The 12,232-nt window shown below is 71.7% G+C and carries 12 protein-coding genes; 1 reads left to right on the forward strand and 11 read right to left on the reverse strand.

Annotation, left to right across the window (positions count from 1 at the left end):
* Window positions 1–66 precede the first annotated feature (66 nt).
* On the reverse strand, window positions 67–306 hold the full coding sequence (locus tag ABJI51_RS16605) for a hypothetical protein (protein WP_348951741.1): 240 nt from the start codon (window positions 304–306) through the stop codon (window positions 67–69).
* 2 nt (window positions 307–308) lie between these two features.
* Window positions 309–1,193: a hypothetical protein gene (locus ABJI51_RS16610; protein ID WP_348951742.1), complete on the reverse strand. Its 885-nt coding sequence runs from the start codon at window positions 1,191–1,193 to the stop codon at window positions 309–311.
* A gap of 623 nt (window positions 1,194–1,816) precedes the next feature.
* Here ABJI51_RS16610 and ABJI51_RS16615 point away from each other — a divergent pair.
* The gene (locus tag ABJI51_RS16615; RefSeq protein WP_348951744.1) at window positions 1,817–2,746 is read left to right on the forward strand and encodes a S1 family peptidase; all 930 of its coding nucleotides are present in this window, start codon (window positions 1,817–1,819) and stop codon (window positions 2,744–2,746) included.
* Window positions 2,747–3,074: 328 nt separating this feature from the next.
* Here ABJI51_RS16615 and ABJI51_RS16620 read toward each other — a convergent pair whose 3' ends face one another.
* From ABJI51_RS16620 to ABJI51_RS16660, 9 genes are read right to left on the reverse strand one after another with little or no spacing between them, the layout of a single operon-like run.
* Window positions 3,075–3,470 carry a DUF4913 domain-containing protein gene (locus tag ABJI51_RS16620; protein ID WP_348951746.1) on the reverse strand — a complete coding sequence of 132 codons (396 nt, stop codon included), beginning with the start codon at window positions 3,468–3,470 and terminating at the stop codon, window positions 3,075–3,077.
* Window positions 3,470–5,218 carry a type IV secretory system conjugative DNA transfer family protein gene (locus tag ABJI51_RS16625; protein ID WP_348951747.1) on the reverse strand — a complete coding sequence of 583 codons (1,749 nt, stop codon included), beginning with the start codon at window positions 5,216–5,218 and terminating at the stop codon, window positions 3,470–3,472. The genes ABJI51_RS16620 and ABJI51_RS16625 overlap by 1 nt, the downstream gene beginning before the upstream one ends.
* Entirely contained in the window at window positions 5,215–6,780 is a 1,566-nt protein-coding gene (locus ABJI51_RS16630) for a hypothetical protein (RefSeq protein ID WP_348951749.1), read from the reverse strand. The genes ABJI51_RS16625 and ABJI51_RS16630 overlap by 4 nt, the downstream gene beginning before the upstream one ends.
* A complete protein-coding gene (locus tag ABJI51_RS16635) occupies window positions 6,777–8,240 on the reverse strand; it encodes an SCO6880 family protein (protein ID WP_348951751.1) in 1,464 nt (487 codons plus the stop codon). The genes ABJI51_RS16630 and ABJI51_RS16635 overlap by 4 nt, the downstream gene beginning before the upstream one ends.
* A gap of 52 nt (window positions 8,241–8,292) precedes the next feature.
* The gene (locus ABJI51_RS16640; protein WP_348951753.1) at window positions 8,293–9,672 is read right to left on the reverse strand and encodes a hypothetical protein; all 1,380 of its coding nucleotides are present in this window, start codon (window positions 9,670–9,672) and stop codon (window positions 8,293–8,295) included.
* Between the two features lie 21 nt (window positions 9,673–9,693).
* Window positions 9,694–10,395 carry a DUF8175 domain-containg protein gene (locus ABJI51_RS16645; RefSeq protein WP_348951755.1) on the reverse strand — a complete coding sequence of 234 codons (702 nt, stop codon included), beginning with the start codon at window positions 10,393–10,395 and terminating at the stop codon, window positions 9,694–9,696.
* Window positions 10,396–10,399: 4 nt separating this feature from the next.
* Window positions 10,400–10,723: a hypothetical protein gene (locus tag ABJI51_RS16650; protein ID WP_348951756.1), complete on the reverse strand. Its 324-nt coding sequence runs from the start codon at window positions 10,721–10,723 to the stop codon at window positions 10,400–10,402.
* Window position 10,724: 1 nt separating this feature from the next.
* Window positions 10,725–11,192 carry a hypothetical protein gene (locus ABJI51_RS16655; protein WP_348951758.1) on the reverse strand — a complete coding sequence of 156 codons (468 nt, stop codon included), beginning with the start codon at window positions 11,190–11,192 and terminating at the stop codon, window positions 10,725–10,727.
* A gap of 47 nt (window positions 11,193–11,239) precedes the next feature.
* Window positions 11,240–12,232, reverse strand: coding sequence for a C40 family peptidase (locus ABJI51_RS16660; protein WP_348951760.1), 993 nt, complete (start codon window positions 12,230–12,232; stop codon window positions 11,240–11,242).

Consider the following 12,232-nt stretch of genomic DNA (forward strand, 5'->3'; position numbering starts at 1 on the left):
CAGGTATTCGGCGAAGGTCGCCCCGTCGAGGTCGAGGAGCCGGAAGTCGGGTGGGTGGAGACGCTGTCAGATACGGCGGCCGCGGGCAGGTCGGAAGCGCAGGGTCACCGGCTGGTCGAGGTGCTGGCCGGACTCGGTGAGCGCGAGCGAGGCCACCAGCAGCCCGAGGCAGCGATGGCACAGCTCGTGCGGCACCCGGCGCGGCCGGCCGTCGTGGTCGAGCAGTTCGACGTCGGCGTCCTGCTCGCGGCAGCCGGCGCAGTCGTTGCGCGCGTGCGGATAGGGCAGCACCGGCTGCCCGGCCACAGTCAATCCGCTTCTCCGCGGCCTTCGTCGCTGGTGAAATAGGCGCGGTCGGCCAGCACAGGGCGCAGCGCGCGGGTGATGATGTCGAACGCGTGGTGGATGGCCAGGTGGGCGGTCCGGTCGAGCTGCCCGTCGACCAGCGGGGACTCGCTGTCCACCTCAATGAGCTTCCCGTCGCGGTAGGCGAGCGTGATCGCGATCGGCTGGGGGACGTCCTCGTTCGGCACGACCAGGCGCAGAGTGGCGTCCATGACGACGGGCTCGAGCGCGCCGCCGAGGGTGTTCACCTGGTCGTCGACGGCGCGGGCGGCGACCTGGTCGTGGGTGAGTTCGCCGGCCAGCACTTTGCGGGCGTCTTCGACGATCATGGTGGCGCGGTCGATCAGGTCCTGCAGCTGATCGGCCCGGGAGTTCACCGTCTCGGTGCCGGTGAGATCGGTCATGGTGCCAGCGGGCGTGCCCAGCATGGCTTCGATGCGGCTCAGGATGATGCCCGCCTGCCACGCGATCGCCGCTTCCGGCTGCGGCCGGTCGGTCAGCATCGCCGAGATGATCCGGGCCTCGACCAGCTTGCCCAGTCCGGCGATCGCGTCGGCGGTCAGCGGCTGGTAGCGCGGGGTGGCGGCGGTGCGGCGGGCGGCCTGGTCGGCGGCGTCGATGCCGTGGGCGCGCAGGTCGGCGTAGATCGTGTCACGGGAGACGTCGGCGTCGCGGGCGAGCGCAGCGACGTTGCGGTTGCCCGCCTGCCAAGCCAACGCGACTAGCTCGGCACGCAGCTGCGGCAGCTGATCCCGGTGCCGGGCCCAGGCCTGCAGGGACGTGCAGGCCGCATCGGCGGCGGCTGCCTGCGCGACAGCGGCGGTTTCCGCGGACGGCGGTGTCGTCATGCCAGCACTCTACGTCGAACCACTCGACATGTCGAATAGTTCGACACTTGCCGCCCGGTTGTTGTCCTGGTGTCTTCCGGCCGTGTGGTCCGGTCCCCAGCCCTCAGCCCCCCAGCGCCCCGCCGACCATCGGCGAGCGGCGGAGACTGCCATCGGGCCGGATCGTCGCGGCGTGTGCGGCGCCTCTCCTGGACTGGTCGCACGCCGCGAGCAGGCTTGCCGTGCTCGGACTTGTCGATGGCCCCGGGCAGGGAGGGGCTAAGGCGGCGCTCGCGTGCTGAGTATCAGTCACGGCCGGGTGCAAGCGTCCGAATCGGAGCGATTGTGACGCTGAAGAAGAACCGCTATCCCGGCATGCGTATATAAACTCACATGCGTATAAAAACTCACATTTGACGGAAACGTAAGCCGCTGTGTAGGTTACTGCCTCGTCCTTCCTTGTGCAGTGAACGGCCGGAATTCAGGCCGAACTGGCAGGGGTGGGATCCGCTGTTGCGGCACCTCAATGTCTGAGTCATGCCGGTTTCGGTTAATCCCATCCCCGTGGGACGTGAAATTCGCTGCCCGAAGGGCGGCGGACTAACAATAATGAACTATTCAAAGGAACGGATTCCTTGCATCGTTTGAGCAGACGGGTCGGCGTATTAGCGTCGGCAGTCGCCACCACCGCACTCGCCTTCGGCCTGGCCACGGCGTGGGCCGCGACGGCGGACACGTCGGACGGCGGGATGCAGACGAACATCGTCGGCGGCCACGCACCAACCCAGGCGTACCCGCCGGGTGCGTTCGCTGCGGTCACCTACAGCGCCCCCAAGCACGGGGTCGAGAACCGCTTCACCTGTACCGCCGCGCAGACCAACGGCCGCTACGTCCGCATCGCCGCACACTGCGTCACCGACGTGCCGGCCGGATTCAGCGCCGACGCCAAGGCGCGGCTGATGAAATTCTACGGGCTGGACGCGACGGCCGCGGCCATCCCGACCGCCGACAAGCAGTTCAGCGTCCGGGTCGGCTCCCCCGACCGGACCAGCGGCGGTGTCGTCACCACGGCGTCGGTCGCGTGGGTCCACCCCGGTTGGGCCTGGGGCAACAGCCCGGAGAGCGACGACATCGCGCTCCTGAAGACCGATCAGTACCTGGACAGCTACGCCCTGCCGATCGCGCCGCGCAAGGCCCGTCCCGGAGATGTCGTCTACAGCCTCGGCTGGGGCGGGACCGAGCCGGTCTTCGCCGGCGAGCTGCCGACCCAGATCCGGGAGCTGCAGCGCAGGGTCGTCCCCGCCAGCAAGTGCGTGGACGCGGGGATCACCACGCGGGACATCTGTCTGGACAACCCGCAGGGTGCCAAAGGCAACTGCAACGGCGACTCCGGCGGCGCGGCGGTGCTCAAGATCAATGGCGTCTACTACGACGCGGGGATCACCAGCCGCGGTGGCAGCCCGATCTGCGGCGCGACGCCCGATGTCTACACCTCGACGCCGGAGTTCACCCGGGAGCTGTACGCCGCCATGCAAACAGCACCCGGCAAAACCCACGGCGCGCCGGTCCGCTAGCCCGACCACAACACGGTCGGCGTAGACGGCCGAATGGCCCCGATAAGGATACTTCCTCGTGGGGTCGTTAAAGTCACTGACCTCGGGCCAGACATCCCCAAGGGCGGAATCCAAGGCGTGCAGCAGTTTCCCTTTTTATTTACTTTCGGGGGAATGCCGCCTGCGACCGCATGAGGTGAGAAGCGATGGGCCGCCGGAGTTACTCCGGCGGCCCATCGCTGCATCACTGCCGAACACCGAGCCCGGCTCCGACGCTGCCGCAAAGGAATCCGGCCATACTGCGCAAATCCGCGGAGGGACGTTCCCGCACGCCCTGATACAGCCTGCATCAGGGCGGCTTCGGGTTCTCCTGCGGGATCTCCTCGACGTCGTACCGGGTCGGCTGGACGTGCCGGGCCCGCGTCGGGTCGGTGTGCGAGCGCGGCGTGCACGCGGCGAACGGGCCGTTCTCGCCGAGCAGCGCGGTGAGCATCGGGTCCAGATGATCGCGATGCCACACCGACAGCCCGATGCCGGGCTGCGCGGCCAGCTCCTGCCACGCGCGATGGCACGCGGCGAAGCGGGCCCACGCTTCCGCGTGCGCCCACCAGCGGCTGCACCAGCGCATTCCCGGACGGCCGAGCGGCCGCAGGTACACCGGGAACAGCGTGGTCTCCAGCCACGCCAGCAGATCGGCCGGTTCCCACTTCGGGGGTGGCGGCTTCTTGCCCGATCCAGCCTGCATCACGGCACCGCCTGGCCCAGCAACGCGGCCAGCTCGCGGTCGGCCTCCGCGATCGACTGCTCGACGACGTCACGGTAGGACGTCTCGTACCACGGCACCAGCCGGACCATCACCGGCCGCCGGCCGGTCGCCAGAACCAGCGCCGTGTTCTTCTCCATCGCCCGCACCGAGTCCGGCGGCAGCACATCACGCAACTCGGCGCTGGTGGTGTCCGACCGGCCACCCTTCCCGTGGGTCGTGGAGATCCGGACGACGTCGGCCTTGCCCACGGCCTGCGAGATGCGCGCCAGCAGCTTGTCGTCATCGATGCCCGCGCCGAACACCTTGACCGTGCAGGCCCCGAACAGCATCTCCATCCCGACCTCGCCCCACACCTTCACGCCCTGGGCCCAGGACTGCAGGATGGCGCTGATCGAGATGCCCAGCCCCCCGGAAAAGGACACGACCTTGGCGAGGCGGTCCCATGGGCAGATGTTCCCGACCTCGTCCAGCACCGCGGTGAGCGGAACCGGCAGCCGGCCGCCGTGCCGCTCGGATTCCTCCTGGGCCGTGTCGAACAACTGGTCCATGAACCCCGCCAGCAGCGGCGCGGCCGCGCCCGCGGTGTCCTTGGACATCAGATACATCGTGTCGGTCGACCGCACGAAGTCGATCATCGAGAACTCCGGAAGCCCCGGCTGCGGAGTCACCCACTTCAGCACCCGCGGATTGCGCAGGCAGCTCGCCCCCGTCCGGGCTGTCTGATAGACCGAATCCCGGGTCTCCTGGTGCAGGAACACGGTGTTGCGCAGGCTCTCGGCGACCGGGCCGAGCCCGTGGTCATCCAGCAGCTGAACCGGCCGGTCGTCGGTCGAGGCGTTGAGCCAACGCCACACCTCGCGCATCGACGCACCGCTCAGCGACGCGGCCAGGAACATCGCCGACAGCAGATCTGCGGCGCTGTCGGCCCAGAACGTGTCACCGCCGTTGGGCCTGATCGCCTGCACGAACTGCGCGGCCAGCTGCCGCGCCGACCCGTCGTCGGTGACCAGCCGCAGCGGGTTCCACCAGAACTTCTGCCGCGCGCGGGTGATCTGCTGCGGGTCGAACCGCCACACCCGGCCCAGGCCCGCCCGGTAGCGCCAGGTCCCCCGGTACAGGTCCGGGCGGTTCGCGGTGCCCACCACCGCCCCGGGGGCGCCCAGCAACCGCGGAATCGCGCGGGCAGTCGTCTTCCCCGACCGCGGCGCCATCCACGCGATCTCGACGTCCTCCCACCCGGAGAAGATCTCCGGCCCCGCGGGAAGCACCATGCCGAGCACGTCCCGCACGTCCGGGCGGCTGCCCGGCGGCGGCGTCAGGCCCGGATGCAGCCGCGCGTTCTCGATGGCCCGAGCACCGGCGGTCATTTCCGTGACGTCGGCGCGCCGGTTCACCGCGACGGCCTCGGCGAGGCGACGGCGCCGCTGGATCGTGCGCCGGATCAGCGATGCCGCCTGCATCACCCCGGCGGCGGCCGCGAGCAGCAGCACGCCGAACACGATCAGCACCGCAACCCGCGGTGTGTCCGGATGCGCGGCGGCGACGTCCCGGATCGGGCCGATCCCCCACCGGAACGCCGGCGGGGACCAGCCGTCGCCCGTCACCAGCGTGACCACGCCCTGGGCGACCCACAGCAACCCCGCGGCCACCTCGACGGCCAGGACCGCGCCGATACACAACCAGCCGATCAGCGCGTCGTCTCGCGGTCCCGGCGGCGTGGTGCTCATCGCCAGGCCTGATCCGTGTCGTGGTACGGGCGCTCCGAGCCCGCCAGCAGCATCCGGATCGGCATCCCGATCCGTTCGCGCTGCTTGAGCATGTACTTGCCGCGGCCCGGGTGCTGGCTCTCGCCGTTCCAGGTTGGCGGCGCGGCCCAGGAGCGGATCAGCGCCATCTCCGGCTGGGTCAACGGCACGATCCGCGCGAGATCGTCCAGTTCGGACTGGGGCTGCGCGGCGACGATCACCGTCGAGCATCGCGCGATGATCCCGGCCGCCTTCGCCTTGTCCTCCTCGCTTTTGAGCGCGAGGAAGTCGGCCACGGCGTGCGAGGCCAATACCGCCTGCACGCCGCGTTGGCGTCCGATGCGCCCGGCCTGGTCGCCGATCTCCACCATGCCCGAGCCCGCGCGCAGGACTCTCCAGAACTCATCGAAAAACTGGATCCAGGTGCGGCGGCGGCCGGTGACCTGGCCGGCGTCGATCAGCGCCGAGGACCAGCCCCAGGCGGCCAGCATCGCGATCGCCACCGCGGCGTCGTCGGCGCCCGCCACCAGGCGAGACAGATCCAGGCAGGCGCCTGGGGTGCGCGGATCGATCGTGAAACTGCTCTGGCCCTCGAACAACCCGGCCAGCGGCCCGCGCAGGATCAGCTGCAGCCGCACCAGCAGCGGCCGCAGCATCCGCTTCGACTCGTCGGTGTCGGCCGCGTGCAGCGGCGCCTGGATCTCCTCGGGTGCTTCCTGCAAGATCCGCAGCAGGTCCGCCAGAGTCGGGGTGTCCTTCGGCCGCCGCCGGAAGAACAGCTCGTAGGCCAGGGCCAGGCCGAGCCGTTCGGTGTCGTTGAGCGGCCGACCGGAGCTGATCGTCAAGGCGCCCTCGGTGAGGGTCAGCGCGCGAGTCTGGATCTCCTGCCGCAGCCGCGCGCGTTCGGCCGCCGGCACCTCCTCCAGCACGCCGCCGAGCGGGCCGCTGTCGAGCAGGTTGATCCGATGCAGGCCCCGGCCCAGGGTGACGCAGGTCCCGCCGAGGCCTTCGACCAGCAGCCGATGCTCGCCTTTCAGGTCGGCCGGGACCATGACCCCGACGCCGAAAAGCGACAACCCCCACATCAGGCGCCTGCCGATGGTGCTCTTGCCGGTGCCTGGCTCGCCGGTCAGGTAGGTCGCGGTGTTGGTCACCAGCCCGCGCCGCAGGTACTCGCCGACGTCCAGGCACACCGGTTCCCGCGTGATCTGGTGGACGCCGATGGGCACGCCGAAATCCGGCGTGCCCGCCGAGAGCACGAACGGGTAGAGGCCGGCCAGCTGCGCGGTCGTGCCGACCCAGCGCGGCAGCTTCGGCGCGAGGGGCGAGCGCCCGGCCCCGCGGATCCGCCAGCCCAGCGCGGGCGGGATCGGCTTGTCCCGCGCGGTGATCCACTCCGCGGGCAAGCCGGAGCCCGCTGCCCGGAGCGCGCCGGCCTGCTCGGCCGCCAGCTCCGCGGCCGCGCCTGCGCCCGGTGTTGGCTCCCCGGCCGGTGATGCAGGCTGGATCGCCGCGCTGCTCGTTGAGGTGACGCCGCCGTTCACTTCGACCGCCCCGGTGTCCGGCTGGCCAGCTCGTACGGGTCGACGCCGACGCCGAGCGTCGCGGCGAACCCCAGCAGCTGCGCGCCGTACATCCGCTGCAGCCGCAACCGCGCGCCCCGTGCGCGGCTCTCCAGATCCGCGCACGCCGCCGGCAGGTCGGCCTTGTCCCCGGCTGTGACCGTCACCAGGATGCCCGGCTCGCCCAGCCCAGCGCCGCGTGTCTGCTCCACCGCCGTCGCGGTGGCCAGCGCCGCATCGACCTGTTCCCGCACGGAGAAGTCCCGCCGGGCCTTGCGCGCGGCGGTCTGGCGCACCGTCGCGGCCTGCAGCTCGGCATCCACCACCGCCGCGGCCAGCGCCGCCGGGTACGGGCGGTAGAGCAGCGCGACGCGCCGCGGCCACGCACCCGGGGCCATCAGCCTGCGCAGGACGTCGTGCCGAACCCGGGACGCGGGCAGTTCCCGCAACGCGTAGGTCACCGACCAGCCCGAATCGTGCTGCAGGTGATCCCAGTGCTCGGTGGCGGCCTGCGGCCCGGCCTGCTGCCAGCCCACTTCCGCTTCGCCCGCCTGGTCCCGGTCGACCTGACCGCGGGTGTCCGGATCGAACGCCGCCCGCATCCGGGCAGCTGTCCAGGCGGGCGTGGCGCGGCCGAGCACCCGGACCCCGCCCGAGTTGAGGCCGTCGACGATGCCGGTCAGGGTCACCGACGCCTCGGCGGTCGCTTCGGCCATCGTGGTCGGCCGGGTCGGCAGCTTCCGCGGATCCAGCGTCACCGCCGCCCAGACGTGCATCTCCGCGGTCTGCGCGGGCAGGTTTGCGAGCACGTCGGCCATCAGGCGACGTGCGAGATCAGGAGCGTCGTCGACAGCATGTTCGGCGACGTAATCGCGCACCCGCGACACCGACGACGGGCCGGTGTCCACCACGATCGCCACCGACCGGACGCCCGGCACGTGCCCGAGCCCGGCTTGCCACGCACCCAGTGCCGCGACCCAGCTGTCCGCGGACGCCTCGTCCGCCAGCAGGGTGCCGGTCGAGCCGAGCCGGACCTGCGTGGTCAGAAATCCGCCGCGCCGGTCCCAGATCCAGCCAGCCCGGTCGCCGGTGACCTGGCGGACCGCGAGCAGTTCCAGCGGCGCCAGCGGACCTGGCAGGTACGGCGCCCCGGCCACGCGGGTCACCAGCTCGGATCGGTACGAGGTCATCCCCCGCCGGTACGCGCGGTGCCAGATCCAGCGGCGGGCCAGCAGCACCACCCACGGTGTCCGGTCCGACCGCACCAGCACCGCGGCCACGACCACGACACCGGGGATCATCGCCCAGGCCCCGGCGGCGGCGTCGACCAGCGCGATGACCATCGGAACGCAGATCGCGCTCAGCAGCCACGCCAGATGCGCGGCCGGCAGCCCCAGCGCTTCGAAACCTCTGCGCCTGCGCCAGGCCCCGTAGGTCCTCATGTCGTGCCCCCGTGGGTGATGCAGCCTGTATCGGCCGCCGCGGTCGCGGTCGTCATGACGGCTCGTCCCGGCTCGTGGGCTCCGGCGGCACAGTGGCCGCGGCCGTCGCGTCCTGGGCGGTGTCGTAGACGGTCGACGCCGCGCCGGTCTGCTCTGCCCCTGGCAGCCCAGCGCCACTCGAGGTCGGCGAGTCCGCGCCTCCGGCCGCACCGCCGGTTGCCGCCGCGGCCGCGGCGCCGCTCGCGGAGTTCTCGCCCTCGCCCGACAGCGGAAGCTGCTGGGTCATGCCCGTGGCGCCCTCGCCGGTCCCGCCGGTGCTGCTGCTGCCGCCCGGGTCGGCCGCATCCGCGGGGTCGGAGGCGTTCACCGGGGTGTCCCGGCCGCCGCCCGTGCCGGGCCCGCCGGTGTCCATGGCCTGTGTGTGGTCGAGGACTTCCTGCCCCGCCGTCGTGGCGATCTCGCCCGGATCGGTCTCGCCGCCGTCCTCCCCCGGGCCCGAGGCGTTGCTGGCGCCGCGGCCACCCGGCCGGCGGGCCAGCACCATCCCGGCGATCCCGGCGGCCGCGGCGATCCCGCCACCGCCACCCGAGGGCATCGCCGCCGACGTCCAGGAAAACAGCCGGACCAGCAACGGCAGCGCGATGATCGCCATCAGCAGGATCACCACTCCCTGCAGCATGACCAGCAGGGACCCGCCTTCGGAGATCGTGGTGAACCCGGCCGCGTAGATCAGCGCCCCGATCGGCTTGTACAGCAGAATCGAGACCGCCCAGGTCACCACCCGCTTCGCCGAATCCGTCCGGCCCTGCACCGTCGAGGCCGCCGCCGCGAACCCCATGCTCCCGGCGAGCAGCACCAGCGCCGCGTTGCGGAACAGCATCAGTACCCACTGCACGAACGAGATCACGATGCACAGCAACGAAATCAGGATGACCCCGAACGCGCCGGAGTAGCTGGACGTGGCCGCCTGGGCGAACCGCTCACCGAAATTCGCGCCCGCCTCGGCGATGATCCACGCGCTGAACGCATCGCCTCCGGCCTGCAACGCGCCGAGCAACCCGGCCCCGGCGGTGGTCAGCACCAAGAAGACCAAGAGGTTGACTGCCAGATTCGTCAGCGGCTCGCTGCGGCGCACCAGCGCCGTCCTCGCTGCCGCGAGGATCACCCCCGCCATCAGCATGATCACCGACAGTGGCATCGTGTACTGCTGGATCAGCCGGATCGCCGGGGACCCGAAGTCCACTGAGGACTGGAAAGTCCACCAGCCGAGGCTGACGGTGATCAGCTGGCCCGCCGACTGGCCCGCCGAGTCCGCGGCGCCCTGCAGCGCCGAGCCCGCGACGCTCTTGGCGCCGTCGGCGACCAGGTCACCGGTCCACTCGACGACCTGGCAGGCGCCTTGGGACAACAGGTTCGCCCAGATCGAGCACATCGACCTCCGCCTCCCCTGTCCTCAGCCGACCAGCGCGAGCCGCTGGCCCGGCATCGGGGTGAACCCAGGCGGGACCGCCTTGACCTGCCGGCCCGCGCCGGTGGGCACGACCAGCCGCCAGTCACCGCCGATCCAGCGGACCCGCAACGTCCCGGTGATCAGCGCCCGCAGCCGCGGGTTGCTGCTGTTGGTCAGGCGCCCGACGATGTCGATCCGCACGTCGTCGGCGGTGTTCGGCCCGGCGAGCCGGTAGCCGATCACCACCGGCGCCGTCGCGCCGCCGCGGCCGAGCGCTTCGCGGTAGGTCTGCTGGGTGGCGGCCAGGTACTGCTCGACCTCCCCGGTGGTCTGCCGGGCGATGGTCGGGCCGAACACGTCCTCCCCTCCGGCCAGGCCGCTGGTGCGGGTGGCGATGTTCACCGCCGCCAGCACCGCGCCCTGCGGATCATGGGTAAACCCGGACGCCAGCCCGCCGCTGTTGTCGCGGGGACCGTGCTCAGCCGACAGCGGGACCTGCGTGCCGTTGAGCGAAACCCAGCTGATCGAACCCCACGAGAGCCGCTCCGGCTCGGCGGGAGCGTCCTGAGCCGCCGCGCCCGGCGGCGGGTCGTCGTGCTGCCCGGCATAGACCACCGAAGCGACCAGCAGGCCCGCCAGCAGCACGAGTACGCCGCCCAGCACGAAGGGCCAGCGGCGACGCGGGGCGGTGTCGTTCCACGACATCAGCTCACCGCCACCCGGTCAGCAGACCTTGGACGATCCCGCCGGCACCGACCACAATCAGCACCGCGCCGATGACGTACGGCAGGCCAAGCACGCCTTGCGCAGCCCACTCGGAACGGTTGCGGCGGCCGAGCGCCATCATGATCGCGATCAGCGCGAACCCGGCAACGATGGCGATGATCCCGAAGTACTTCAGCGAACTGACCACGAAATCCCCGAAGGCCTCCAGGCCCGGCGGCGCCTTCGGCGGCGGGTCCGGCACGGAAAACGGCGACTGCGTCGTCGTCGGATCGGGCGAGAACGGGTCATCGAACTGTGTCAGCCGCATCTCAGCGTGTCCTCTTCGGTGAAGGCACCGGAGCCAGGCCGAACTCGGCGCGCAGCCGGTTCACCGCCTGCAGGGCCGGGCCGGACGGCGGGGTGAGACCTCCGGGACTGGTGCACGCCCGCCACGCGCGCACGTACGGCATCCGCTGGACCGCGCGGGCCAGCGGCCGGAGGAAAGTCAGCAGGGCCCGCGAGTCCGCGGGTGGGCGGCCGTGGCCGTCGTCGACGACCACCAGCACAGGCCGGATCCCCAGGCGGGCCAGCAGCACCAGCGCGAACCGGGCGCGTTCCATCGCCTGCAGCGACACCCCGGTCACCAGGACGTCGGGTTCGGGCAGCGGGCCGACCGTGTCGGTGCGCCACATGCCTGCGTCGAGGGCGTCGAGCATCCGCGCCACCGCGGACGTGCCGACGTTGCCGGACGCTCCGGCCACGACCAGCTGCCGCGGCGCGGCTGATTCAGGCTGCATCACCGCCGCTGATGCAGCCTGAATCAGCGGCCGGGCGCTCGGCGCGGTCATCGGCTCATCCGCACGGCCGAGGGCATCAGCCCCGCGCTGTCGAGGCTGTAGGCCCGCTGCTGCACGGTCTTGCCGTCCTCGGGGGCCTCGACCAGCTGACCGGGCGCCACGACGAGCGCGACGTGATGGATCGAGGTCGGATCGTCGGTGCTGCGGGCCCAAAACAGCATGTCGCCGGGCGCGGCGTCGACCAGCGGCACGTGGGTGCCGCCCGGGGCCTGGTACTGCTCGCGGCTGGTCCGCGGCAGCGTGACGCTCGGGGCGAACGCGTAGAGCATCAGCCCCGAGCAGTCGAAACCCGGGGAGTTCGGCCCGCACGGCGGCGGCGAGGACCCGTCACCCGGCGTCGGGCCGTCTGTCGTCCCGCCGCCCCAGCAGTAGGGCATCCCCAGCTGCGCCAACGCCCGCTGCACCGCGGACGAGGCGTCGACCTCGTGCGGCGGGACGCACGGGTCCGACAGCCCGCCGAGCTGACCCTGCACCCCGGCGACGATCTGGCCGGCCTCCGCCTCCCGCTGCGCGTAGCGCTGTGGGAACGCCGACCGCTGGACCGCCTGCGCGGCCGCGCCCGGCGGCATCGACTCCCAGCCGGGCAGCGCTACGAGCGCATCGAGGAACCGCCCGGTCGCGTAGACCGGGTCCATGACCTGCTCCCGGGTGCCCCAGCCCTGCGACGGACGCTGCTGGAAGACCCCGAGGGAATCGCGGTCGCCATGGTCGAGGTTGCGCAACCCGGACTCGACCAGCCCGGTCTCCACCGCGATCACCGCGGCCCGGTCCGGCAGCTGACGCTGGTGGACCGCGGCGAGGATCACCTGCACGATCCCCAGCTGCTCGATATCCAGCTCGGAGCCGGTCAGGTGCTTGACCGCGTGGCCGCCGTCGCAGCCGGACCCCGCCGACGAGCTGGTGAACACGACGGTGACCAGCGCGGCGGCCGCGACGACGATGACCACGACAGCGGCGATCGCGGTGAGGACGCGTCCCAT

Origin of the sequence: Amycolatopsis melonis (assembly GCF_040064235.1) — a bacterium.
Classification (GTDB): domain Bacteria; phylum Actinomycetota; class Actinomycetes; order Mycobacteriales; family Pseudonocardiaceae; genus Amycolatopsis; species Amycolatopsis melonis.

Coding starts and splice junctions, on each gene's coding strand:
- ABJI51_RS16610 (WP_348951742.1), bottom strand. CDS start 1,193: ATGACGACACCGCCGTCCGCGGAAACCGCCGCTGTCGCGCAGGCAGCC.
- ABJI51_RS16620 (WP_348951746.1), bottom strand. CDS start 3,470: ATGCAGGCTGGATCGGGCAAGAAGCCGCCACCCCCGAAGTGGGAACCG.
- ABJI51_RS16625 (WP_348951747.1), bottom strand. CDS start 5,218: ATGAGCACCACGCCGCCGGGACCGCGAGACGACGCGCTGATCGGCTGG.
- ABJI51_RS16635 (WP_348951751.1), bottom strand. CDS start 8,240: ATGAGGACCTACGGGGCCTGGCGCAGGCGCAGAGGTTTCGAAGCGCTG.
- ABJI51_RS16640 (WP_348951753.1), bottom strand. CDS start 9,672: ATGTGCTCGATCTGGGCGAACCTGTTGTCCCAAGGCGCCTGCCAGGTC.
- ABJI51_RS16645 (WP_348951755.1), bottom strand. CDS start 10,395: ATGTCGTGGAACGACACCGCCCCGCGTCGCCGCTGGCCCTTCGTGCTG.
- ABJI51_RS16650 (WP_348951756.1), bottom strand. CDS start 10,723: ATGCGGCTGACACAGTTCGATGACCCGTTCTCGCCCGATCCGACGACG.
- ABJI51_RS16655 (WP_348951758.1), bottom strand. CDS start 11,192: ATGCAGCCTGAATCAGCCGCGCCGCGGCAGCTGGTCGTGGCCGGAGCG.
- ABJI51_RS16660 (WP_348951760.1), bottom strand. CDS start 12,232: ATGGGACGCGTCCTCACCGCGATCGCCGCTGTCGTGGTCATCGTCGTC.